16 protein-coding genes are annotated in these 25,619 nt (G+C 57.8%); 9 read left to right on the top strand and 7 right to left on the bottom strand.

Annotated features, from left to right (window positions below):
- Positions 1–29: 29 nt before the first annotated feature.
- The 6 genes from EDB95_RS01075 to EDB95_RS01050 are packed head-to-tail and all read right to left on the bottom strand — an operon-like array spanning position 30 to position 8,679.
- Positions 30–1,175 carry an acyltransferase family protein gene (locus EDB95_RS01075; RefSeq protein WP_133989727.1) on the bottom strand — a complete coding sequence of 382 codons (1,146 nt, stop codon included), beginning with the start codon at positions 1,173–1,175 and terminating at the stop codon, positions 30–32.
- Between the two features lie 10 nt (positions 1,176–1,185).
- Positions 1,186–2,049, bottom strand: a complete 864-nt coding sequence (locus EDB95_RS01070) for a BT_3987 domain-containing protein (RefSeq protein WP_133989725.1) — start codon at positions 2,047–2,049, stop codon at positions 1,186–1,188.
- On the bottom strand, positions 2,046–3,581 hold the full coding sequence (locus EDB95_RS01065) for a SusD/RagB family nutrient-binding outer membrane lipoprotein (RefSeq protein WP_162852441.1): 1,536 nt from the start codon (positions 3,579–3,581) through the stop codon (positions 2,046–2,048). Before EDB95_RS01065 ends, EDB95_RS01070 begins: the two co-directional genes overlap by 4 nt.
- A 16-nt stretch (positions 3,582–3,597) precedes the next feature.
- On the bottom strand, positions 3,598–7,086 hold the full coding sequence (locus tag EDB95_RS01060) for a SusC/RagA family TonB-linked outer membrane protein (RefSeq protein ID WP_133989722.1): 3,489 nt from the start codon (positions 7,084–7,086) through the stop codon (positions 3,598–3,600).
- 6 nt (positions 7,087–7,092) lie between these two features.
- Positions 7,093–8,079: a FecR family protein gene (locus EDB95_RS01055; protein ID WP_133989720.1), complete on the bottom strand. Its 987-nt coding sequence runs from the start codon at positions 8,077–8,079 to the stop codon at positions 7,093–7,095.
- A 51-nt stretch (positions 8,080–8,130) separates the two neighbouring features.
- The gene (locus tag EDB95_RS01050; protein WP_133989719.1) at positions 8,131–8,679 is read right to left on the bottom strand and encodes an RNA polymerase sigma factor; all 549 of its coding nucleotides are present in this window, start codon (positions 8,677–8,679) and stop codon (positions 8,131–8,133) included.
- Positions 8,680–8,795: 116 nt separating this feature from the next.
- Between EDB95_RS01050 and uxaC the strand changes: the two genes are divergently transcribed.
- Genes uxaC through EDB95_RS01035 form a run of 3 tightly spaced genes read left to right on the top strand, consistent with a single transcriptional unit; the run spans position 8,796 to position 11,921 of the window.
- On the top strand, positions 8,796–10,196 hold the full coding sequence (gene uxaC, locus EDB95_RS01045) for a glucuronate isomerase (RefSeq protein WP_133989718.1): 1,401 nt from the start codon (positions 8,796–8,798) through the stop codon (positions 10,194–10,196).
- Complete coding sequence (locus tag EDB95_RS01040) at positions 10,193–11,269, top strand: sugar kinase (protein WP_133989716.1); 1,077 nt, start codon at positions 10,193–10,195, stop codon at positions 11,267–11,269. The genes uxaC and EDB95_RS01040 overlap by 4 nt, the downstream gene beginning before the upstream one ends.
- A complete protein-coding gene (locus tag EDB95_RS01035; RefSeq protein WP_133989715.1) occupies positions 11,262–11,921 on the top strand; it encodes a bifunctional 4-hydroxy-2-oxoglutarate aldolase/2-dehydro-3-deoxy-phosphogluconate aldolase in 660 nt (219 codons plus the stop codon). The genes EDB95_RS01040 and EDB95_RS01035 overlap by 8 nt, the downstream gene beginning before the upstream one ends.
- A 25-nt stretch (positions 11,922–11,946) precedes the next feature.
- On the opposite strand, the gene EDB95_RS01030 is transcribed toward EDB95_RS01035, so the two are convergent.
- Positions 11,947–13,512: an ArnT family glycosyltransferase gene (locus EDB95_RS01030; protein WP_133989713.1), complete on the bottom strand. Its 1,566-nt coding sequence runs from the start codon at positions 13,510–13,512 to the stop codon at positions 11,947–11,949.
- A 70-nt stretch (positions 13,513–13,582) separates the two neighbouring features.
- Between EDB95_RS01030 and EDB95_RS01025 the strand changes: the two genes are divergently transcribed.
- The 6 genes from EDB95_RS01025 to EDB95_RS01000 all read left to right on the top strand — a co-directional run bounded on the left by EDB95_RS01025 (position 13,583) and on the right by EDB95_RS01000 (position 25,611).
- Positions 13,583–14,326, top strand: coding sequence for a ThuA domain-containing protein (locus EDB95_RS01025; RefSeq protein WP_133989712.1), 744 nt, complete (start codon positions 13,583–13,585; stop codon positions 14,324–14,326).
- Positions 14,326–14,961: an MgtC/SapB family protein gene (locus tag EDB95_RS01020; protein WP_133989711.1), complete on the top strand. Its 636-nt coding sequence runs from the start codon at positions 14,326–14,328 to the stop codon at positions 14,959–14,961. Before EDB95_RS01025 ends, EDB95_RS01020 begins: the two co-directional genes overlap by 1 nt.
- A 25-nt stretch (positions 14,962–14,986) precedes the next feature.
- Positions 14,987–17,089, top strand: a complete 2,103-nt coding sequence (recG, locus tag EDB95_RS01015; protein ID WP_246073430.1) for an ATP-dependent DNA helicase RecG — start codon at positions 14,987–14,989, stop codon at positions 17,087–17,089.
- A gap of 64 nt (positions 17,090–17,153) precedes the next feature.
- The gene (locus tag EDB95_RS01010) at positions 17,154–20,867 is read left to right on the top strand and encodes a DUF7948 domain-containing protein (protein WP_246073428.1); all 3,714 of its coding nucleotides are present in this window, start codon (positions 17,154–17,156) and stop codon (positions 20,865–20,867) included.
- Between the two features lie 68 nt (positions 20,868–20,935).
- Positions 20,936–24,511 carry a DUF7948 domain-containing protein gene (locus tag EDB95_RS01005; protein WP_133989707.1) on the top strand — a complete coding sequence of 1,192 codons (3,576 nt, stop codon included), beginning with the start codon at positions 20,936–20,938 and terminating at the stop codon, positions 24,509–24,511.
- A 47-nt stretch (positions 24,512–24,558) separates the two neighbouring features.
- Positions 24,559–25,611, top strand: a complete 1,053-nt coding sequence (locus tag EDB95_RS01000) for a PorP/SprF family type IX secretion system membrane protein (RefSeq protein WP_133989705.1) — start codon at positions 24,559–24,561, stop codon at positions 25,609–25,611.
- The last annotated feature ends 8 nt before the right edge of the window (positions 25,612–25,619 follow it).

Genomic DNA, 25,619 nt, shown 5'->3' with positions numbered 1-25,619 from the left:
AGGGCTGCCGGGCCTATACGCGGGAGACTTTATAGCCGGATGTATATTTTTTTGACCTCCATCCACTTCCCTACGCTCCAGCAGACCAGCATGTAGGCTATGGCGAAGCAGAGGGAGCCTAGTTTTTCGGGGGAGATGTGGCCGGTGGTGTGGGTGATGATCCACTCGGTGAGGCTGGTGTCGGGGCCTACCTTGATGAGGTCGAGGACCACGATCAGGAGTTCACTCAATAAGTAAATGGCCAGGGGGTTTTTGCCTACGGTGGTGAAGAAGCCTGTCCAGCCTTTGAGTTTTTGGAAATCGATGATAAAGATGAGGAAGCTCAGGAGGATCAGGTCTATGCCTACGGTGTTGAGGACGAAGGAGCTGGTCCAGATCTTTTTATTGACGGGGAAAACGGGGTTCCATACCCAGGCCAGGATGATGAGCAGGGCGCCCACCCCGGCCATTTTCCAGAGGGACTTGGCTTCGGTGCTGTGTTTTTGTACAAAAAGCCCTGCGTAGTAACCGGCTACCACGTTGACGATAGCGGGGATGGTGCTGAGGATGCCCTCCGGGTCAAAGGGGAAGCCCTCTCCCCGGTAGAGGTGATTGTCCCCCATGATCAAACGATCGAGCTTCAGGTCGGCGTTGCCGTGCAGGGTAAAGGGGCCGGTGACGCTGTCCGGGGATACACCGCCGGGGTCTCCGAAATACCAGGCCAGGAACCAATACCCCAGCAGGAAGATAACCGATAGCGTGAGCACCGCACCCTTGGGGAGGAAGTGGATCATCAGCGAAGCGATGCAATAACAAAGCGCAATCCTTTGGAGCACCCCTAAGATACGGGTGTGGGAAAGGGGTTTGAAGGCCCAGCCGGCGTCCGTATGCTGGACGAAGGGGAACCAGTAGAGCAAAAAGCCGCAAAGGAAGATGAGCAGGGTCCTCTTGAATATTTTCGAGAGCACGGCGCCGTTCCCCTGTTCTTCGTACCTGCGCATGGTAAAGCTCATGGCGTTCCCGACAACAAAAAGAAAAGTAGGGAAAACCAGGTCCGTGGGGGTGAAGCCATTCCAGGCGGCGTGGTCCAGCGGCCAATAGGAAGGACCTCCGGGGGTATTGACGATGATCATGAAGCAGATCGTCATACCCCTCAGGACGTCCAGCGGCAGGAATCGTTGTTTGGTCAGTGTCATGTTATTTCAATTACAAGGGTTTCCATGTGAGTATTTCCTGGAGCGTATCGGTATTTCCGTAGGCGTTTACATAGCTATAGTTCAAGGTGAATACACGGGTGACCGGGTCATACTTGCAAACCCCCATATTGTTCAGGGGGATCTTGCCGCTGGCACCCTGGTGGGGGTCGGAGGTCAACGTTACAAGGTTGGTCGCAGGATCGACGGTGAGGTCCATGCCTATCCCATAATCGATATACGTCACATCATCCCCCGCCTGCGCTATGACCGTGTTGGACGGGTAGAGTCCACCCGTCGTGTCTGCATAATACAAATATTTATCCTGATCGATGACAAATGTTTTGCCTACTTCCTTCCGGTAGCCCATGGAATGATACAGCCCGGTATACGCATTGCCGTTCTGCACCAGCCAGAAGCCATAGCCAAAGTTGCTGCTGATGGGCAACCCCGAGGCATCGGTGATATGAAGGGGCAATATAAATCCCAGGTTCGATCCCAGTTTGGTGCTGTTGATCTGGATGTGAAAGGTGCCCGAATCCTTGCCGGCGGGGATCGTGACCTGCCAGGTGGACACTATATAATCGCTGTCCGGGAGCAGGCTGTATCCGTTTGCGGCGAGCTGCGCATTGAAGTCAGCGGTATCGATCGCCAGGGTAAAGGTCACGGCCTTACCCAGCGGGTTGGGGGCCGCGACATTCACCATAAGGGTATAGTCAGTCGGGGTGGATTGTACCGTTATCCAGGCATTGGTGATGGAATTCCCCCCCAATGAAAACTGGGCGATGGCGCTGATGTCCGAGAAGTCGGTATAGTACTTCGCCGGTTTCAGACAGGAGACCGCGAGGAGGGCGGTGGCGAGAAGAATGCGTCTCATGGTATCCAGAATATTTTGGAGGTGAATTGATTGATCGAGCCTTCGGCGTTGACGTTGGCGGCGTTGGTCTGGTACTCGATCTGGGGGTACAAAAGGCGGACGGGTGGCGTCTTTGAAACGGCGTTGGGAGAGTTGGACGGTGGGAGGTCTGATGGGAACCCGGTCCGCCGGTAATCGCTCCATACCTCTTCCAGGTCGATGCCGTTCAGGGCGGCCCACTTCTGGACGATGATGGCTTCCAGTTTGTTGGTGGACGCGCTCCAGCCTACATTTTGGATCGGTTGCGCATAATAGGCGCCCGCGGCGCTGTCCGGGTTATTGACCAGCAAATAGGCGTAGGAAGCGGTGATGGCCTGTTGATATAAAGTCTGTGGATCGCTGGAGATCCAGCCGCGCTCCGCTGCTTCGGCCTGGAGAAACAGGCTTTCGGTGGCGGTCAGGAGGGGACAAGACTGGGCGTCGCTTTGCAGAAGGCCGACCCGCGGACCCGCCTGGGTCGAAGAGGTGGCTGGCATATAGGCGCCGATGGATGAGGCGGAAGAAGGGGAGGGAAGACCGATCGTTCCGAAGGGAGCGCCCACATACAAATAGGGCGGGTTCCCTGTGTACCCGGTGAGCGGGGCATAGTCGTATCCGATGCGGACGTCGTTGGTGTTGTTGAAAAAAGCAATCGTATAGATGTTGGCCTTAAAACTGGTGTAGTTCGAGGCCGCGCCCCCGGTGGAGTTGAAACCGAAGGAAGAGAAAAATGGGTTTTGCTGGTTGGTGTTCTGGGAATAGCCGGGGTTGACCCAAGCGTTGCCGGCCAGGAACCCATCACCTTCAGTAGCGATGTCGGCAAGACGGGCCTGTATATAGGCCGCCTTGGCCGTCAGCCCCGCCTGGTGGAGCAGCATGCGCAGCTTTAGCGTATTCCCCAACTGTTTCCAGGAGGTCATATTGCCGGAGAACATGATGTCGTCCGAGCCGGTCGGCTGAACCGCGCCGGGCGTGGCGCCGTTGATCATGGCGATGGCCGTGTCTATGGTCAGAACGAGGTGTTGGTAGACTGTATCGGCGTTGTCATACTTCGGATAGATGTTCAAGGGGCTGGAGGCGTCGAAGTAGGGGATGTTGTTATAGACATCGACCAGGATCTGGAAGTTGAGGGCCTTGATGATTTTGGCCATGGCGCCGTAGAGCACGAGGGTGGTGTCGGCCTTGGCCGCGGCCTCTATCTGCGCGAGGTTACCTAAGTTGCCGTAGACGTCGGTCCAGATGTTCTGGCCGAAGTTCGTGCTGAAGTTATAGTTGGCGTAGTCCGTGATGTCGGAAAATCCCTGGGCAATGGTCCAGTAGCCCTGGTAGCAACCTAAGAAGGGGAAGTCGGTGGTCACGATGGAAGCCGTAGTGTTGAGCGTTCCGGCCAGCAAAAGATGGGGCGAAACCGTGGTGACCTGGTTGGGATTGTTGTTGTTGACGTCCAGGTAGCTTTTGCTACAGGAGCCCATCAGGAGGAGGACGCCGGCTGTTCGTATTATATTTCGGAACATAAGGATCGATTGGGTGTTAAAAAACGAGGGTAAGGTTGGCACCGAAACTGCGCACCGGCGGGGGCTGGGACGTTGAGTTCTGGCCCACGGCATTGGAGTTGTCGTCGTTGAACTCGGGGTCTGTCCAGATATTGTCCTTTGGCCTCCAGGTAAACAGGTTCCGGCCCACCAGGGTGACTGTGGCCTTGCGGATGACCCGGGCCTTGTGCAAAACGGAGGCGGGGATGTCATAGGCCAGGGAAATTTCCCTCACCTTCCAAAAGGCGGCGCTGCTCACGAACATCGAAGGAGGCAGGTATGCAAAGCCGTTTTGTCCCCAGAACAGGAAGATGTCGTTGATGGTCGTCGTGGTATTCGGCACATACTTGCCTGGTGCTGTCTCGATGACGGAATTCGGGTAAACAAAGCGCTGATGGCCGGACGCCGCCGAACGGGGGGTGAGCCCGAATTCGTCGATATAGGGTTCGTTGTTAAAGACAACGTTCCCCGTCCGGAACTCTGCCACCGCCGACAGCGTGAACCCTTTGTATTGAAACGAGGTGTTGAGACCGAGGGTGGTTGTGGGATTGAGCTGACCGAACGGACGGGGATTGGGATCCTGGCTGGGTAGACCGGTGACCGGGTCAACGATCACGTGTCCCTGCGGATCGCGTGCCCAGTCGATGACCTTTAGATACGGATAGGCCTGACCCACGATGGCATAGTCGTTGGTGACGGTTCCCTTGGCCCCGGAGGAGGTGCCGATATTGAGCTCGCTGGTCCCCGGGAGCAGGCTAACGACCCGGTTGGTGACCACGCTCAGGTTGGCCCCCGCATTCCAGCGGAAGCTGCCGAAGCGGACGAGGGGCGTGAGGTTCAGGTCGGCTTCGAATCCCTTGCTGTTCATCTCGCCGACATTGATGTATTGGATGTTGTAGCCGGAGACGGGGGACACCTGGACGGGTACCGTTTGGTTGGTGGTTTTTTCGTTGTAATATGCTACCTGGACATTGACCCGGTTCCGGAGGAACCCCAACTCCGCACCGACCTCTCTGGCGGTTGTAAATTCCGGTTTTAGCAAGGGGTTATAGATGGTCTGGTTGATGGCGTAGCTCGTGGTCCCGGTACTGGTGAATGGGAAACCATTGTTGGGCGTGGTGGACAAGACGTACGTGTTGGCCAGCGAATAGGGTGGGATATTGATGTTCCCTACCTTGGTAAAGCTGGCGCGCAGCTTGGCGAAGGACAGGATTTTGTTGTCCTTTAGCCACGGCAGTGCTTCGGTGGGAATAAAGGCGGCATCCACTCCCGGATAGTAAAAGGTCCGGAACTGTTCGGCCAGGAGCGAGCTTTGATCGCGGCGCACGGAGCCGTGGATAAAAAGGTATTCCTTATACCCCAGGGTGAGGTCCGCAAAGGCGCCCGTCGTCCGGATGGTCTGGCGGTAGTCTCCCACCAGGGGGGACTGGGTCCCGCTCCCGATATTGTAAAACCCGGCGAAAGCCAGAGAAGAGCTGCTTTGTATGGACGTCCGCTCGTAGGCGCTGTTGGTGGTATAGCCCAGGATGAGCTTTCCGGAAAAGTCTCCAAAGGTCTTATCCGCGCTGACCATGGTGGTGGTGTTCAGGTTGGTCCGGATGCCAAAACTATCGGTGACCGCGGGCGGTGCCGGGGGAAAGGCGACATAGTTGTCTCCGCTAAAGGAAAGGTTGTTGTACAGGATGGCGTCGTTTGAATAGGATTTGTCCGCAGTGGTCAGCTTGCCGTCACCCACAAACAGGTTCATGCCTACCCGGTAGGTGGCGGTCAGCCAGGGCGTGACGCGGTACGTCAGGTCCGCGTTGCTGACCAGGTTGTGGCTGGTGACGTTGTCCCGGCTGTTGTTGATATACCAGTAGGGATTCAGGGAGTAGGGGATGGGGAACCCGTTGATCGAGGCGTCTACATAATTGTTGACGTCCTTAAAGGCGGGCAGGTCGATGTTCGGGGGAAAACCCATGACGCTGAAATAGGTGTCCGCCCAGTCGCCGTCCTGGCTGACCTGGAACTGGTTATACGCCAGGCCGATGGTGGCGGTGAACTTTCCATAGGTGCGGTTCCCGTTAAACCGGAAGCCCGTCCGCCGGGATTGATCGTCGGGGACGATGCCTTTGGTGTTGACGTCCTGGACGGACAGGTAGAAGGAACCTTTGTCGTCGCCTGAAGAATAAGAAATGTCGTTTTGCCAGGTGTATCCCTTGTTGAAGAAATCATACTTGGCGTGGGGGTAGGCTTTATAGGGCCCCGTCAGGACGCTCCCGTCCCGTTGCGGGAAGCCGATCAGGACCGTGTCACCGTTAAACGCGGGACCCTGGGCTTGTTGCTCGAAGGGAATGTAGAGCCGGTTCCCGTTATAGTCGGTAAAAAGCGCATAACCCTGCTGGTATTCTCCGGCGTGCGGTCCGAATTCGTTTTGCAGCTCGGGAAGGTAGGCCACGCGCTCCTGTGTGATGGTGGAGCTCACCGTAATGGATGGCTTGCCCTGGCTCCCCTTTTTGGTGTTGATGATCAGCACCCCGTTGGAGGCATCGGAACCGTACAGGGCGGCGGCGTTGGCGCCCTTCAGCACGGTGACGTTGTCGACATCGTTCGGGTTGATGTAGTTGATATAGTTCAAATCCACCGGGACCCCGTCGACGATCAGCAGGGCCTGGTTGTTGCCTAAGAAAGACCGGTTCCCCCGGAGCACCAGGCGGGTGGTGGGGTTGACGCTGTTGTCGATGGTGTTGATCTGGAGACCGGATACTTTGCCGGACAACTCGGTGGCGAGGTTGGTTTGTTTGGTTTCGTTGAGCTCCGCGTTCCCGACCCGGGCAGTGGAGTATCCCAGCTCCTTTGCCTGGCGTTTGATGCCAAGGGCCGTGACCACCACTTCGTTGAGGACTTTATGGATGTCCTTCATGACCAGTGCCAGGTCCGCACCGGTCACTTTCACTTCCTGGGTTTCGTAACCTACGTACGTGACGATCAGCGTGGTGCCGCTGGCGACATTGATGGAAAAACGCCCGTCGGCGTCGGTTTGCACCCCTGTCATGGTCCCCTGTATCTGGATGGTCACCCCCTGAAGGGGTGTACCGGACACATCGGTGACCCTGCCCTTGACGATACCGGGGGGCAGCACCGACAGTTCCTCCGGGGGAAGCGGGGTATCCTTTCCCAGGACCAGGATTTTGTCGCCCCTTTGCTGAAACACCCAGCCGGTCTGGCGGGAAAGGGCTTCCAGGACGGTGCTCAGCGGTGCCTTGTCGAAGTGCAGGGTCACGACCTGGCCGGGGTTGATCTCCGTTTTGTCAAAGTGGAAAGTGAGGCGGGTTTGTTTTTCGATCAGGCGGAACGCCTTTTCCGCCGGTTGGTGGTTGAGTGTGATGCGGATGTCCGCCTGACCCTGGCTGCCCCTGGCGGACAGCGCGTAGATGCAGAAAAGCGAGAACAGAACGATCCCTCCCCATCCGGGTCGCTTTCCCGGGGGGGCCGATGATTTTCTCATGTGCGGTTAATTTTTATTGATCAGTATGATGCGGCCCTGGTCCGATCGGAAATCCAGGTGCTCGGTAATACAGATGGTGCGGACGATTTCCCAGATGCTTTCGTGTTCGAAAAAGCCGGTATAGCTCCAGTGCTTTTTGCTGCTGGCGTTGACCAGCGTGACGTTGTACGTATTGGCGATGTCGAAGGCGATGTCCTCGAAGGAGGCGTCCCGGAAATACATGGCCTTTTGCTCCCAGGCGGTGATGTTTTTCTCGTCGTCGAAGCGGGTCTTAAGCTTGTTGCCGCTTTTGTTCACTGTTAATTCGTCGCCCGGATCCAAGGTCGTGGTTTCGTCAACGGATACCTTTCCCGTGACGAGCGCGATGACGGTGGCGGTGTCCCTGTCATAGGAGCGGATGTTGAAGGAGGTGCCCAGGACCCGGGTATTTATTCCTTTTGTCTCCACGGTAAACGGCCGGTTTTGATCTTTCGTTACCTCGAAAAATGCTTCGCCGGTCATCAGGCGGACCTGCCGGGTTTTGAAGCTTTTTGCGTACGCCAGGCGGCTGGACGCGTTGACGGTGACGCGCGAGCCGTCGGGCAGGGTGAGTTGTTTTACCTCGCCGGGGACGGTGGCGATGAGGACGGTGTCCTCGGGCGCCTCCTTGGTGGTTCCTGTCCGCTTTGCCAGCGTGTAAACGCCGGCCAGCAGCAGGACGGCGGCGGCGATCTCCATTACGCGGCGCGTGGTGCGGCGGTTGAACGGGACGAGCCTGCGCACCGGCGCTGCTTCGCTGCCGGCCTCCATTTCGCCGCCTGGGGCCCCGCCGGCCGTGGTTTCACGCAGCCGCGCCCACACCTTTTCCAGGCTGGATTCGACTTCTTTTTCCTCTGGCGCCGGCTCGCTTCCGGAAAGGCTTTCGTACCATTCCTCGACGATCTTCCGCTCTTCGGGTGTGCACCGGTCCTCGTGGTACCTCTTTAGCAAAGCGGCCAGCTCATCTATCTGCATATACTAATGAATCGGGGGAAAAAGAAAAATGTACTATGGTGTTCTAAAATTTTATTCCTCCCATTTAAGCCGGAGGGTTTTGAGCGCTTTGGAGATCTGGTTGCGCACGGTTTGGTTGGAAAGTTGGAGCTTCTGAGAGATGTCGTCTATAGACAAACCATCGTAGCGGCTCAGGAGGAAGATGGTGCGGACGCTGTCAGAAAGCGACTGGATGTGGGTGTGGAGGGTTTTTTCCTGTTCTTTGGCGTAAAGGGCATCTTGCAGGGGTGCCTCCGGCTGGTCCATCAGGTGGGTCAGGGAATCAAGGTGACGGAGACGAAGGGCGGTGAGCCGGTAATAATCGATCACCTTGAACCGGACGATGCCCAGCAGGTAGGCTTTTAGGGACTTGTCGGGCTGGAGGGTCGCTTTCCCGGTCCAAAGGGCGGAGAATACTTCCTGGAGGATGTCTTCGGCCACTTCACGGACGCCCACTTTTTTGAAGGCCTGGATAAACACCATGCGGCTGTAGCGGCGGTAGATCTCGGAAAAAGCCTCCTGGCTCCCTTGTTGCAGGGCGTGCACCAATGAGGCGTCATCCGGTATCATAGCAGTTTGCATGGTTCTTCAATATAATAATAATTTAATGATTTATTGATGCCCACCCCACGCGCGCCAGCGCAAACGTTATCGGAGTACGATTTGGGCGGAAACCCCGTTTTGGTTTACCTTCGGCTATGCAGTTTCTGGACGATGACTTCCTATTGAATACCAAGACGGCACGACAACTGTATCATGAATACGCCAGCGCGTTGCCGATCATTGATTATCATTGCCACCTTTCCCCCGCCCTGATCGCTTCCGACCATCGTTTTGCCAACCTCACGGAGGCCTGGCTGGCCGGAGACCATTACAAATGGAGGGCGATGCGTGCGAACGGTGTATCCGAGGACTTTTGCACAGGAGACCGTCCGGACGCGGAAAAATTTGCGCGTTGGGCAGAGACGGTGCCCTATACGCTCCGCAATCCTCTTTATCACTGGACCCACCTGGAACTACAGCGATACTTCGGTGTACGGGAGGTGCTTAATCCATCGAGCGCCGCCCGTATTTATGAGGCCTGCACCGGTTTGCTCCAAACCCCCGAATTCTCGGTGCGTTCGCTGCTGACCCGGATGAAGGTGGAAGTGGTTTGTACCACGGACGATCCGGCCGACACCCTTTCGGATCATAAGGCGCTTGCCGCCTCGGGTTTTACGACCCGGGTCCTGCCGGCCTTCCGGCCCGACAATGCCTTGCTCGTCGACAACCCGCCTGCGTTCAACCAATACCTTTCGCGGTTGGAGAAGGCGGCCAATATATCCATCACCACGTATGGGGACCTGCTGGATGCATTGAAGCACCGGCACGACTTCTTTGCCGTGAACGGTTGTACGGTCTCCGACCATGGGTTAGAGGAGATGTATGCCGATCATTTTGACCCCTCCACTGTGATCCGTGTGTTCGACCAGGTCCGGTTGGGGCAGCTGCCTTCTTTAGAAGAGCGCCGCCAGTTCAAATCGGCCTTGCTCCTGCAACTGGCCGAGTGGGACCACGAGAAGGGATGGGTACAACAATACCATCTTGGTGCCCTGCGGAACAACAACTCCAGGAAGTGGAGGGAACTGGGACCGGACACGGGCTGGGATTCGATCGGCGACTTTCCGCAAGGGAAGGCGCTGGCACGCTTCCTGGACAGGCTCGATACCAACGACCGGCTGGCGAAGACCATCTTGTATAACCTCAACCCGGCGGACAACGCCCTTATGGCGACGATGATCGGGAACTTCAACGACGGTTCTTTCCCTGGAAAAATCCAGTTCGGGTCCGCCTGGTGGTTCCTCGACCAGAAGGATGGGATGACGCAACAGATCAACGCCCTTTCCAATATGGGGCTGCTCAGCCGTTTTGTCGGCATGCTCACCGATTCGCGCAGCTTTTTGTCTTTCCCCCGGCACGAATACTTCCGCAGGATTCTTTGCCGCCTTTTCGGGGAAGAGGTGGAAAACGGCGAACTGCCCCAGGACCTTCCCTGGATCGGAAAAGTCGTCAGCGATATATGTTACCATAACGCGAAGCACTACTTCGGATTTCTATGACCTCATCGATCGTCGTTTCTTTTGGAGAAATCCTCCTGCGCATGTCTCCCATGCTGGAAGGACGCTGGCTGTCTGACGCCAGCATGCCCGTCTACGTGGGGGGAGCCGAAGCCAACGTTGCCTGTGCCCTGGCCAGCTGGGGGCAGCCCGTGGCGTATTGCACCGCCATGCCCGACCACTACCTGGGCCGGGAAATGGCCGCCTACCTGGAATCCCGGGGCGTCGACACCACCCCCGTTTTGTGGACGGGGAATCGCGTCGGGGCCTACTACCTCCCGCAAGGGTCTGACCTGCAACACGCCGGCGTTATCTATGACCGGGCCCACTCCTCCTTTGCCGGGCTGGGTCCGGGCATGATCGACTGGGACCTGGTGCTGCAGGATGCAGGCTGGTTTCACTTCAGCGCCATCAGCCCGGCGCTCACGCCCTCCGTGGCCGCCCTTTGCCGTGAGGGCCTGGAGGCCGCCACCCGCAAAGGGGTCCGGATCTCCGTCGACCTGAATTACCGCTCCAAGCTTTGGCAATACGGGGTTTCCCCCGTTTCGGTCATGCCCGGGCTTGTCGAATACTGCGACCTCGTCATGGGGAACCTCTGGGCAGCGGAAAGCCTGCTGGGGATTCCTGTCGACAAGGACGTTCACCAGGATGGGAACAAACAGCGATACCTGGATCATTCCGTGGCGACCTCGGAGGCTATCCTGCGGCGGTTTCCGCGGTGCGGGCGCGTGGCACACACCTTCCGGTTTGAGAAAGTGGCCGAAGGGCTGCGGTACTATGCCACGTTGTTCGAGCGCGAGCGTGCCGCGGCTGCGGGCAGCGCCGCTCACGGCACCGCTTCTGCCGCCGGCCGTTTGCACGTCTCGCGGGAGTTCCGCACCGACGCTGTCGTCGACAAGGTCGGCAGCGGAGACTGCTTTATGGGCGGCCTGATTTATGCCAGCCTCCAGGGCTGGGACCCCCAGCAGACCATCGACTTTGCAGCCGCCGCGGCCATCGGCAAGCTCCAGGAAAAAGGCGACGCCACCCATCAAACCGTTTCACAAGTACGCACAACGATTGAACGTCATGCATAGCATCCTCCAGAAGATAAAGACGCAAGGGCTGCTGCCCCTTTACTTCCACCCCGACCCCGCCGTCTGCGAAGCCGTGATGCGCGCCCTGTACGAGGCCGGTATCCGTGTCGTGGAATTCACCAACCGGGGCGAACAGGCCCTGGAGAACTTTGCACACCTCCGCCATATCCGGGACCGCGAATGGAAAGACCTGACCCTGGGGATCGGTACGATCAAGACGGGCGAACAAGCCCGCCATTATATCGCCGAGGGCGCCGACTTCCTCATCTCCCCCGGCTTCGTGCCCGAGGTAGGGGCCGTCGCCGCCCAACACAACCAATTCTGGGTCCCCGGTTGTATGACGCCAACCGAGATCATTGCTGCGGAAAACATGGGCGCCACCTTTGTCAAGCTTTTCCCGGGGAACCTGCTGGGGCCCGCCTTTGTCAGCGCCGTACGCGAACTTTTCCCGGGACTTGCCTTTATGCCCACGGGTGGGGCCGAGCCGGAACGTGCCAACCTCGAAGCCTGGTTCAAGGCGGGGGTTGCGGGCGTCGGCATGGGGAGCCGGCTTATCAGCGCGGCGGTACTTCAGGAGAAGGCGTATGCCAAGATTACGGAGCAGACGCGGATGGTGTTGGAATTGATTCGGGAGATCAGGGCGGCGCGTTAGCGCCTTCGCGCAGCGCGTGCTGCTGTTAGGGCTCGTCGTACGACTTATTTACCATTGCTTTTACGGAATCGACCGGCACGTTGCGGAAGGACGTGACGAAAACGGCTTCGGCTACGGCGCCGCCGCGGCGGACGGCCAGCGTGTCTGTGTGGTGGGCGGCGGTCAGGAAGAAAGGCGGGAGTTGGTCCAGGGCCTGGTATTCGCGGCTGTTGGTGACCATGCAGTAGTCGCTGACGCTGTCCCAGTCGTGGTGTTGGTTGATCCAATAAAATTGGTGGATGTTTTTGAGGGGGCCGAGGACGAGGGTGTTTTTCCGGACGGGCCGGGCGATATAAAAGTCGACGTGGGCGCCGTTGAACCAGTTGACTTGCAGGAATTGGTAATCGGGGTTGAGAGACCCTTCGCGGACCTTGGCGGTGAGGAGGCTGTCGATGAGAACCTGGCTTTTGCGCCAACCGTACATGTCGAGCGTGAAGTCGTCCTGGCCGAGGGTTTTGTCGAGGGGGGCGTTGCGCGGGGCGCCGGGGATACCGGTGTTGATGACGATGAGGCCGGCGATAATGATCAGCGCGGTGAAGGCGATGCTGAACCGGAGGATGAAGGGAGTGCGGCGTGCCCGCGCGTCGACGCAGGCATCCAGCCAGGCGGCTGGCAGGAGCATCAGCGACAAATAAGAAGGTCCGGTCCAGTGGGGCAACGTTTCACGTTGCGTGCTAAGGACCCAGACGAAGATGATCAGCGGCAAGCTCATGCACAGCAGGAAGACAAATTGCTTTTTTTCCAGGTAGGGATGGCGACGGAATGCAAAGAAGGCGATAAAAATAAGGGCCACGACGGGGAGGCCGTTGTAGAAGAACTCGCCTAAGACCTGCTGGAGGAGGTTGTCCCAATTGATGAGGGCCTGGTGGCTTAGGGTGCGGTGGCCGTGGTAGACGAAGGACGCCCAGCCGTGGTGTTGGTTCCAGTATATGATCGGGGCGAAACAAGCGATGGTGATGAGTCCGCCGAGGTAGACGTAGGGGTTGGCGAGCTCTTTTCTTTCGCGGAGGAGGATGTAGAGACCCGCGCCTGCCCAAAGGAAGACGCCGTGGTATTTGGATAGGACGGATAGCCCGGCGAAAAGGCCGAAAAGAAGCCAATAGGCCCTGGGGGCTTTTCCAAAAATCCGGACGAGGCAGAGCAGCGACAGGAGCCAGAAAAAGGATTGGGCGGTGTCGGGGAGGATGAATACGCCGCAGATGACCGACACGTAAAGCGAAGAAGCGTAGAGCAGGGTGGCATAAAAACCGCAACGCGGGCTGCGCAGGGCCGATCCCAGGAGAAAAGCCAGGTAGAGGTTGATGGTCCCGAAGACGAGGGCGGGCAGGCGCATGGCCCAGGCGGTGGAGGCGAGGTGCCCGCCGTTGAGGAGCCGGACGACCCAGGCGATCATGGCCGGATGGTCGAAGTAGCTCCAATCGGGATAGCGGGGATAGAGCGCGTAATACACTTCATCATTGCCCAATTCGGTCATGTTTGCGGCGACGATTCGGAGGATCAACGAGCAAACCATGACGATGAGCACCTTGCGCTGGGCATCCTTTTTTTCCATGGGGGAGCACTTTCCGGGGCAAAATTAGGGTTTCATCCGTATTTTAGAGGATACCTTAAAACGATTGCCCATGCAAAACAAAAGATTTCGCGTCCTGTATATCGTTGCCCTGGTCATCCTGGGCGGCGCCTTCTCCGCGGCTGCCCTCGCGGCCAAACACCGTCCCCGTGTCCTTGTCTTTAGTAAAACGGGGGGGTACCGTCATGGCTCCATCGGCGTGGGGAAGCTGGCCATCATGGCGCTGGGTAAAGACAACGGGTTTGACGTCGATACGTCGGAGGATGCTTCGGTCTTTACGGACAAAAACCTGGCGAAGTACGGGGCGATTGTATTCCTGAGCACCACGGGGCACATCCTGGACACGCCCCAGCAAATGGCGATGGAACGCTTTATCGAATCGGGGAAGGGTTTTGTCGGGATACACGCAGCCACGGATACGGAATACGATTGGGGATGGTATGGCAAACTGGTGGGCGCTTACTTCCTCAAACACCCGGCCCAGCAGCAGGCGACGCTGCATGTGGTGGATCGCGATGACCTGTCTACGCGCCACCTGCCGGAGACATGGAGCCGTTTTGACGAATGGTATAACTTCAAGAATATACAGCCCGACCTGCACGTGTTGATTACTATTGACGAGCACAGCTATACAGGGGGTGTTAACGGGGATCCGCATCCGATGGCCTGGAAGCATTCGTATGACGGCGGGCGCGCCTTTTATACGGAGCTGGGGCATACGGATGCGTCGTGGCAGGATCCGTTGTACCTGAAGCACGTGTTGGGGGGCATCAAATACGCATTGGGGGAAAAATAATGCACGCAAACATAGAGGACATCTACAAACTCCTAGTGGCGCTCGGCCTGGGCGCGGTACTGGGACTGGAACGGGAATACCGCAGCAAGGCGGCGGGGTTCCGGACGCTGACGATGATCAGCGTGGGGGCTTGTCTTTTTACGATCCTTTCCCAGATGATCGGGGGGGCCGGGAACCCGGACCGGATCGCCTCTAACGTCGTCCAGGGGATTGGTTTCCTGGGGGCGGGGGTGATCTTTAAGGATAATTTTTCGGTGTCGGGGCTGACGACGGCGACGGCGATATGGGTGTCGTCGGCGATCGGGATGGCTGCGGGCTCGGGGAGTTTCGCGTTGGCTGCCTTCACTACCGCGGCGGCGCTGGTTGTGTTGTCTGCTTTTGAGATTATCCAAAGCAGGGTGGACCGGCTGCACCAGTACCGGCAGTATAGGGTTTCCTATAAAATGGAAGAGCTGACCGCGAGCCATGTGGAGGACGATTTTAAGCGCAGCGGGTTGCGATACCGTAAGCAAAAACAAAGCAGGGATGGGATGGTCGTTACCAGCTGGTACGAGGTGTTTGGAAACGAGGGTTGTTTCCAGGCGCTGGATAAGGTACTGCTGGCGGACGAGCGTATCCTGTCGTTCGATAATTGACCCTACATTTGCAGAAATACCGGCGTTGACCTCCATACTATCCAGTCCGATCGAGTACCTGAAAGGGGTCGGGCCGCAAAGGGCCGATCTGCTGAAAAAAGAATTGCAGGTATTTACCTTTAAGGACCTTCTGGACTGTTTTCCATTCCGTCACGTGGACAAAACACAGGTGCGGCCCATCCGGGAGCTGTCGCCTCAGTCGGACTATGCCCAGGTGTCGGGAACGGTCATCAGCATAGAGGAGCAGGGGGAGAAGCGCGGAAAACGGTTGGTGGCGGTAGTGACGGATGGTACGGGGATGCTGGAGCTGACGTGGTTCCAGGGGATTCCGTGGGCGCTGAAGCGCATCCAGCGGGGGGGGCGTTACCTGGTCTTTGGAAAAGTCGGTTTTTTTATGGGGCGGCCGCAGATCGTCCATCCGGAGCTGGAGGAATTCAGCGAGGAAAAGGTCAACGGGAAGCCTTTCCTGGAGCCGGTGTATCCGAGTACGGAAAAACTAAAGGCGAGGGGGTTGAACGGGCGCCAGATCGGCAAACTGGTGTGGCAGCTTTTCGAGGCCCTGGGTCCCAGGGACCTGCCGGAAAATCTGCCGGCGGAATTGGTGGAACGGTTCCGCTTTCTTTCGCGGTACGAGACGTACCGGCAGGTGCACTTCCCCGCCCGGCCGGAGCTTCAGACAAAGGCGGTGGACCGGCTGAAGTTCGAGGAGTTCTTTTTTGCCCAGCTCCGGTTGAACATTTTGAAAATCCAACGGCACAAGGAGTCGCATGGGCCTTTGTTTGCAAAGGTGGGCGACCTGTTCAATACTTTTTATAAAGACTGTCTGCCCTTCGAGCTGACCAACGCACAGAAAAGGGTGCTTCGGGAAATCCGCCAGGACACGGGTTTGGGCAAACAAATGAACCGTTTGCTCCAGGGGGATGTGGGGAGCGGCAAAACGATCGTGGCGGTGCTCGCGCTGCTCCTGGCGGTGGACAACGGGTTCCAGGGGTGTCTCATGGCGCCGACGGAAATCCTGGCCCAACAGCACTTTGAAGGAATCAGCCGGTTGCTGGAGCCGTTGGACGTGCGCGTGGCTTTGCTGACGGGGTCGACGCGTTCCAAGGAAAGAAAGGAGGTCCTCCGGAATTTGCAGGAAGGGAGCGTCCACATCGTCATCGGAACCCATGCGCTGATCGAGGACCCGGTACAATTCCGCGCGCTCGGGTTGGCGATTGTTGACGAGCAGCACCGGTTTGGGGTGGCCCAGCGCGCGAGTCTTTGGAAAAAGTCGGTGGTGCCGCCGCACATCCTGGTGATGACGGCGACACCGATCCCCCGGACGCTGGCGATGACGGCGTATGGGGACCTGGACTATAGCATCATGGACGAACTGCCACCCGGGCGCCAGCCGATCGTGACGGTGCACCGTCATGAATCGGGCCGGCCGAAGGTGATGGATTTTATCAAGAGCGAGATCGCCAAGGGGCGGCAGGCGTATATTATTTTCCCCCTGATCGAAGAATCTGAAAAACTGGCTTACGAGGATCTGATGAAGGGGTACGACAACGTGAAGGCGTATTTCCCGGAGCCGACTTATTGGATCAGCATGGTGCATGGACGCCAGGCCTCGGACGTCAAGGAAACGAACATGCAGCGGTTTGTCCAGGGTGATACGCAGATCATGGTCTCCACGACGGTGATCGAGGTGGGGGTGAACGTACCGAATGCGTCGGTGATGGTGATCGAGAGCTCGGAGAAGTTCGGGCTTTCCCAGCTCCACCAGCTACGGGGCCGGGTGGGCCGGGGGAGTGAACAGAGCTATTGTATCCTGATGACGGGTTCGAAGCTGGGTCAGGAGGCCCGGGAGCGGATCAAGGTGATGACGTCTACCCAGAACGGGTTTGAGATCGCGGAAAAGGACCTGGAGCTCCGGGGGCCGGGGGATATAGAGGGAACGCGTCAAAGCGGGGAATTAAACTTTCGCCTGGCCTCTATTGTCCAAGACAAGCAATGGCTGGAGTTGGCCAAACGGGAAGCCGTGCGGATCGCCGAAGCCGATCCGGAGCTGCTGTCGGACGACCATCGCCCCATTCGGGAGTTTCTTTTGTCTCAAAAGGGTAAAACCGCCTGGAGTAAAATATCTTAGCATAAGATTTGCGCCCACCTTACCGTTATAGAACGGCCGACGCCACCAGTCAAATGAATCGCAGATGAACCACCCCTTCCCGCAAACCGTCTTCTTCACTTTGATGACCATGGGCTGCATCCTTGGTCGTGCCCAGTCCCCGGGAACGCTTCAATTCATTGAGAATAAAGGTCAATGGGATAAGTCCGTTTTATACAGCGCGGACATGCAGGCCAGCGGATTTTATCTGAACGCGAACGGATATACCGTGCTGAACGTCCAGGTGTTCGACCAGGCGGGCAAACCGGTGGGTACGGGTACGCCTTTGTATGAGCATGCCTGGGCCGGAGGTAAGGGACAACTATCGCCCGTAAAGACGTCGGTGGCCGTTGGGAACGAGGAGCCGGGGGGAATGCGCACCGTAAAGAAGTATACCTACGGGGTGCAGTTCCTGGGGACCAATCCCCAGGCCCAGATCGTCCCCGATAAGCCTTCGGGCAGCTATTGCAACTATATCCTCGGGAACGACCCCTCCACCTGGGCGTCCCATTGCCAGACCTACCTCGGGGTGATCTATAAGGACCTTTACCCGGGGATCGACGTCCGTTATTACTCCGAGGGAGGGCAGCTGAAGTATAACATGATCGTGCACCCCGGGGCGGATCTGAGCCAGGTCCGGCTGGAATACCAGTCGGTCGGAAAATTGTATGTCAAGGGGAACCAGTTGCACATCGGCACGCCCCTGGGGGAAACCCTGGAACTGGTCCCGGAGTCCTTCCAGCCCAACGATTCGGGCCGGACGTCGGTGGACATCCGATACAAGGTCAAGGGGAACATCGTGACCTTTAGTCCCGGTTCTTATGACCACAACAATACCCTGGTGATCGATCCGACCTTTATTTTCTGCTCCTTTACGGGGAGTAAGGGGGATAACTGGGGTTTTACCGCTACGTATGGGGGAGACGGGAGCATGTACCTGGGCGGGATCTCCCAAAACGGTTTTTTGACGACCCCCGGAGCCTTCCAGCCCGGTTTCCAGGGAACGACGGTGCAAAGCGCCTATCCACCGGACGTGGCGATCATCAAGCTGTCTCCGGATGGCACAAAACGGGAGTGGGCGACCTACTTAGGCGGAAAGGATGACGACGAACTGCCCACGAGCATGATTGAGAACCACAACGGGGACCTGATCGTCGTGGGGCATACCCGTTCCGCGGATTTTCCGAGTTACCTGAACATTGGCAACAGGGGCGGCTGGGATATTTTCGTATCCAAACTCAGCAACGACGGTTCCCAACTGCTCGGCTCCATCGTGCTGGGTGGCTCCGGCCAGGATGGGAGCAACATCACCGACGAGTACGAACAACCCGTGGGTGCGCAGTCCCTCAAACAAAACTATGGAGACGATTCCCGCAGTGAGGTGATCGTGGACAAAAACGATAATATATACGTGGCTTCCTGCACCCGTTCCACGGGGACTCAGGCTGCCGGCGGGTTCCCGACTTTGGGTGGTTTTCAGACGCTCAACGCCGGGGGACAGGACGGGGTGGTGTTCAAGATCAATGCCGCGGACAACACGCTTCTTTGGAGCACCCTGATCGGGGGATCCGACGAGGATGCCGCGTATGTCCTCGACATCAGCCCGATCACGGGGCAGTTGTTTGTCGCGGGCGGCACGGCCAGCAACAATTTCCCCGGGGTTCCGGCCTCCGGGGTGGTGCAACCGGCATACGGGGGCGCGATCGACGGGTTTATTGCCTGGCTGCAGGACAACGGGAATTCCGTGTCGCTGATAAAGTCTACGTATATCGGGACGGGGGCGGTCGACCAGATCTATGGTCTGCAATTCGACCGGCTTGGTTTTCCGTACATCACCGGGACGACCCTGAGTGCCAACTGGCCGATCATCAACGCCACGTATTTTACAAAAACAGCCAAACAATTTATCTGCAAGCTCCAGCCGGACCTCTCAGCTTATGTCTACTCCACGACCTGGGGAACGGCCTCGGTCGAGGGCGCGGGTCCGAACATCTCACCGGTGGCTTTCTTAGTCGACCGTTGTGAAAATATATACGTGTCGGGCTGGGGCGGGATCGTGGACCATGGGAACGGGTATCCCTCCTCCGGTACGGCGGGGCTGCCGATTACCCCCAGCCCCGCGCAAAGCACTACGGATGGGAGCGACTTTTATTTTTTTGTGATGCAAAAGAACGCGACCGGACAATTGTACGGGAGCTTCTTTGGTCAGAGGGGCGGCAATTTCCAGGAGCACGTGGATGGGGGAACCAGCCGGTTTGACGTCAATGGCGTAATATACCAGGGGATCTGCGCGAATTGTTATGGAGGCGCCGTTTTCCCTACCAAACCCCCCAACGTGTGGGCGCCGGTCAACGGGACGCTGACAGCGGGGTCACTGACGGGGTCTATCGGCGGTTGTAACGAGGCGGGGGTCAAGATTGCGTTTAACCTCGCGGGCGTGGGTTCGGGGGTCAAGGCCTCGATCCAGGGGAAAACATTTTCCAACCTTGGTTGTATTCCGCTGCTCGTCAATTTCACGGACACCATCGGGAATGCGGTGACGTATCTCTGGCATTTTGGGGATGGGTCGCCGGACGTGACGACCACTGTTCCCTCGACCAGCCACCTGTACACCAACACGGGGGTGTACCAGATCCGGTTGATCTCGATCGATCCCAACAGCTGTAACGGGCAGGACACTTCTTATACGGTCATTCGCGCGAACGACGACAGTGCGCACGTGGCCTTTACCGATGTCAAAATCCCGCCCTGTTCGGACCTGGCCTACCAGTTTACCAATACGTCCGCGCCGGCTCCGGGCGCCAATCCCTTTACGGATACGTCTTTCACCTGGAAATTTGGGGACAATACCCCGGCGATCCGCGCGGGCACCCAGACGGAAACGCATCCGTATGCGAATCCCGGGGTGTATACCGTGCAACTGATCCTGACCGACACCAACTATTGCAATGCACCGGATACGGCCGCGATCACCCTTCGGGTGGCCGCCAATGTGAAGGCGCAGTTTACCGGGCCCACGACCGGGTGCGCCCCGGATTCCGCGCAGTTTACCGACGAATCGGTGGGCGGGATGCAATGGAACTGGAGCTTTGGGGACGGTTCCACGTCCACCGAAGAAAGCCCGATGCACTACTATCCGAATCCGGGTACCTACCAGATCAAGCTGGTCGTGACAGATACGTCTACCTGTAACAAGGTCGACTCTGCCACATCCACGCTCGTCCTGATGGCCAAACCCACGGCTGGTTTTTCGTGGGGGCCCAACCCGCCTTTGACGAACACGCCGACGGCGTTTACGAATACCTCCTCTCCGGATGCGGTCAGCTTCAAGTGGCTGTTCGGGGACGGGGACACGCTCTTTACAACCAGCCGGGATACGGTGCTGCACCAATACAACAAAACCGGCACCTATAATGCCTGTCTGATCGCCTTTAACGCCAATGGCTGTACCGACACCGTTTGCGAGGTGGTCAGCGCGGAAGTGGTGCCGGACCTGGACGTGCCCAACGCGTTTACGCCGGGCCGCTTTGGGGTCAATGGGATAATCAAGGTCAAGGGCTTTGCCATTGCGACCATGGACTGGAAGATTTATAACCGGTGGGGGCAGCTGGTGTTTGAATCGGCAAGCCCCGATATCGGCTGGGACGGGCACTTCAGGGGACAGCTTCAGCCCATGGACGTGTATGCGTATACGTTGAGCGTGACGTTTACGGATGGAACGAAGGCGCGGAAAACGGGAGATATCACACTCCTTCGTTAAAGGGCTTTAATACGCTTTGAATTAGTCGTAAAGCGGCGTAATTTAATAGAGAAGTAAAAAGATCCCCCTTGACAAAAGTTCTTTTTGGCTGGCTATGTGGGCTACTTTGCGGTAGCGTAACCGCGTCCGCACAGACGGGGGGTGTCTTCCGGTTTATAGAAAACAAGGGCCAGTGGAACAAAGGGGTGGTATACCGGGTGGAGATGCAGGGAGCGGGTTTTGCGCTGGGTAAAAACGGGTATACAACCACCTTGTCGGATCCGAAGGACTTTAACCGTGTCCTGGGGCTCGTCCACGGACTCGGGCACCTCACCCCCGCACCGGACGACTCTTTTCTCATCCACAAACACACCTATACGGTCCGGTTCCTGGGGGCAAACCCCGCGCCCGACATCATCCCGGCCAAACCGGAAGAGGGCTACAACAACTATTTTATCGGCAACGACCCTTCCAAATGGGCTTCCCGGTGCCGGATCTTTGACGAGGTCTTGTACAAGGACCTGTACCCGGGGATCGACGCCCGGTATTATTCAGACGGGGGCAAGCTGAAGTACGACCTCATCGTCCACCCGGGTGCGGACATTTCCCAGGTCCGGATGGCGTATGACGACGGGGTCGCACTGAGGGTGCGGAACGAGGCGCTTCACGTCGGGACATCGGTGGGGGAGACGGTGGAGCAGGTGCCCCTGGCCTACCAGCCGACCGACTCGGGCAGGTCTCCCGTCCACTGCCGGTATAAGATCCGCGGGAACATGGTATCGTTCGACCTGAAGGGGTACGACCGGAACACCACCCTGGTGATCGATCCCAATTTTTATTTCTGCTCGTTTTCCGGGAGCCCCGCGGACAACTGGGGTTTTACCGCTACTTACGGGGCGGACGGCAGCATTTATATGGGGGGGATTGCCGACGCGGGGTATGACACGTCGCCGGGGGCCTACCAGGTCAATTACAAAGGGGGTGACGGATCGGGCATACCGGGGGACATCGCGATCATCAAGTTGAACTGGAACCTGCAATTCCGTACCTGGGCGACTTATATCGGGGGCTCGTCCGAGGACCAGCCGCACAGCCTGATCGAAAACGGTAACGGCGAGCTGATCATCGCCGGCAGGAGCAAATCCACAGACTTTCCGCAAACGGTCCCGGCGGTGGGGCCGAACGGTGGTTGGGACATCATCGTCTGCCGGCTGAGCGCGGACGGCAGCCAGCTCATGGGGTCGATGAAGATCGGGGGCAGTCAGAACGACGGGGTGAATATCGCGGACTACCTGACCCAGGGCACCAACATTCTCAAACAGAATTACGGGGACGACGCCCGCAGCGAGGTGAACGTAGACGCCTCCGGAAATGTCTACCTGGCGTCCTGCACCCAGTCGTCGGACTTCCCGGTGAGGGGAGGCGCTTTTCAAACCACCTTGCAGGGCACCCAGGACGGGGTCGTTCTGAAGATCGACCCTACGGTTAACCGGGTGATCTGGTCGACCTATATGGGCGGCAGCGGTTTTGACGCCGCTTATGTACTGGCCCTTTCCCCCACGGTTCCCGGCATGCTGTTCGTCGGCGGTGGGACGACAAGCAATGATTTTCCCGGCAGGGGCGGGCTCCAGCCCGGTTTTGCGGGCGGGCTTTGCGACGGTTTTCTGGCCTGGCTGACGGACGCAGGCAACAGTGTCGCCCTGACAAAGTCGACCTATATCGGTACGGGAGGCGTCGACCAGGTGTACGGGGTGCAGTTCGATAAACTGGGATTCCCCTACATCATGGGGACGACCACCGGCACCTGGCCCATCATCAACGCACCCTACAACGTCCCCGGGAGCAAACAATTCATCGCCAAGCTCCAGCCCGATCTTTCGGCCTACGTGTATTCCACCACGTTCGGTACGGTGGCCGAGGTGCCCAATATCTCACCCGTGGCGTTTTTGGTGGACCGGTGTGAAAACGTCTATGTATCCGGCTGGGGAGGCAAGGTTAACACCATAGAGGGCTATCAGTCCGCGGGTACCGCGGGGATGCCCATCACCGCCGGGGCGGTGCAAAACCATACGGACGGGAGCGATTTTTACTTTTTCGTTTTGCAGAAAAATGCCGCCAGCCAGCTCTACGGGAGTTTTTACGGGCAAAACGGGGGACAGTTCCAGGAGCACGTCGACGGGGGGACCAGCCGGTTTGACAAAAACGGGATCATCTACCAGGGGATCTGCGCCAACTGCGGGGGCGGGGCTATTTTCCCCACCACCCAAAACGTCTATTCCCGGACCAACAAATCCAACGGCCGTTGCAACGAAGCCGGGCTGAAGATCGGCTTTGACCTGGCAGGGGTTGCTTCCGGGCTCAAAGCCACCATCGCCGGCAGACCCGGATTTGCCCATTTGGGTTGTACACCGATGCAGGTCCACTTTACCGATACCATCGCCAACGCCGTTACCTACGTCTGGTCCTTTGGGGACGGTACCCCGGACGTCACCACCACGACGCCGGCCACGGACCATAACTATCCCCAGGTGGGCATGTACAAGGCCCGGCTGATCTCCATAGACCCCAACAGTTGTAATGGGGCGGATACCTCGTATGTCACCCTCACCGCCAGGAACAACGAGGCCACGGTGGCTTTTACGCTGACCAAACTCCCGCCCTGCGACAGCCTGGACTTCCGGTTTTACAACAACTCTTCGGCGGGCGCAGGGACGTTCACGGACAGCGGTTTTGTCTGGAATTTCGGGGATGCCTCGCCCCTGGTCACAACGGGTCTGGATTCGGTGGACCATCGTTTTCCCGCCGCGGGATCCTACACGGTCGTGCTCGACATGGTGGACACCGGTTTTTGTAATTCTCCCCAGGCGGACACGCTGGCGCTAAACATCTCCCCCCTCGTCAAGGCGGGTTTTACCACGCCATCCGCCGGTTGCGCACCCTATACCGCCATATTTAACACGATCATCCGGGGCGGCCAGCACTTCATCTGGACTTTTGGTGACGGGTTTGGCTCGACAGAGGTCATGCCCACACACCTGTACAGCAAACCCGGCACGTACCTGGTCAAACTGGTGGTGATCGACTCCAACAGCTGTAACCTCATCGATTCCACCAGCCAGACCATCACGGTAGAAGGGAGTCCCGCGGCGGCGTATACCTGGAGCCCTAATCCGTCCCAGCAAAATACGCCCACCGTGTTCACCAACACCTCGTCCCCCGACGCCACCCGCTTCACCTGGTTTTTTGGGGACGGGGATACCCTGGGGACCACCTCCCGGGACACGGTAGCCCACCAATACAATATTAGTGGTACCTTCAATGTCTGTTTGGTTGCGTACAACACAGCCGGCTGCCCGGATACCACCTGCAGCCAGATCTCAGCCCTCGTTCTGCCGCTTCTCGACGTGCCCAACGCGTTTACGCCGGGCCGGTTCGGGACCAATGGGGTGATCAGGGTAAAGGGATTTGGCATCGCAAAAATGGAATGGACGATCTACAACCGCTGGGGAAGGGTGGTGTTTGTGAGTACCGACCCGGACCAGGGGTGGGACGGGATGTATAAAGGAACGCTACAACCGATGGACGTGTATGCCTATACTTTGAAGGCCACCTTTACCAATGGGGTAAGCACAACGAAAACCGGGGATATTACGTTATTAAGATAGGAATGGAAACCTTGCGTGCTTTATATAAAGTTCAAAAGTCAAGAACTATGGAAAAGTTGATGCGGCATCCTGTCGCTGCTGTGTGCCTGATTTGGTTGGTCTTTGCGCAAGGGCCTTCCCCGCTGTATGCCCAGGACCTTCATTTCTCCCAATATTTCAACGCGCCCCTCCTGGTCAACCCCGCCAATACAGGTTTTCTGCCGGAGTCGGACTACCGCCTGGGCGCCAACTATCGCAACCAATGGAGCACCATCATGCAGGTGCCCTACCAGACCATGAGCATTTTTGGAGATGCCCAGGTTTTCCGGAACCGCATCGAGAATGGCTGGCTTGGGCTGGGGGGTGTTCTTTTGCGGGACGTGGCCGGGAGCGGCAGCCTGACCTCTACCGAGGCCTATGGCTCCATCGCTTACCACCAGATGCTGGGGCTTTCTTCCCTGCTGACCCTCGGCTTCAACGTCGGCTGGGCCCAGAAACGGATCGACGTCACCCGGCTGAAATTTCCAGACCAGTTTGACGGCAAGTTTTTCGACGCCGGCGTCCCCACGGGCGTCGCCCTGGACAATACCCAAACCAGCTACTTCGACATGCAGACCGGTTTGAACTATGCCTGGTTTCCGAACGAACGCGCTTACGTCAATATCGGCGTTTCCGTACAACACATCAACCACGCCCGGGAAACCTTTTTCGAGTCCAGCGACCTCGGCTTCGGGGAGATCCCCCGCCGTTACATCGCCAATATCGACGCCCGCTTCAAGACCAACGACAACATGTGGATCATCAACCCCAATATCTACTACACCACCGACGCCGGCGCCACCGAGATCATGCTCGGTACCAATGCCGAATACAACCTCGCCGGGGATGGGTCCAACCGCCTCATCGGCGGGTTGTACTACCGGACCGGGGATGCGGCCATTGTCATGGTGGGGTTTCAGGTGAAGAACGTAAAGCTGTCTTTTTCTTATGACGTGACGATGTCGTCGCTTAAGAATTACAATGGGTCGCGGGGGGCGTATGAGTTTTCGGCGTTGTATAATGGGTTTTATGATGAGTATAATGGGAACCGACGGGAGAGTTTGTGTCCGACGTTTAAGTAGGTAAAATC

It is taken from the genome of Dinghuibacter silviterrae, from assembly GCF_004366355.1.
Taxonomy (GTDB): domain Bacteria; phylum Bacteroidota; class Bacteroidia; order Chitinophagales; family Chitinophagaceae; genus Dinghuibacter; species Dinghuibacter silviterrae.
Note: the sequence above shows the minus strand (reverse complement) of the source record. Positions and strands in the feature narration are given on the sequence as shown.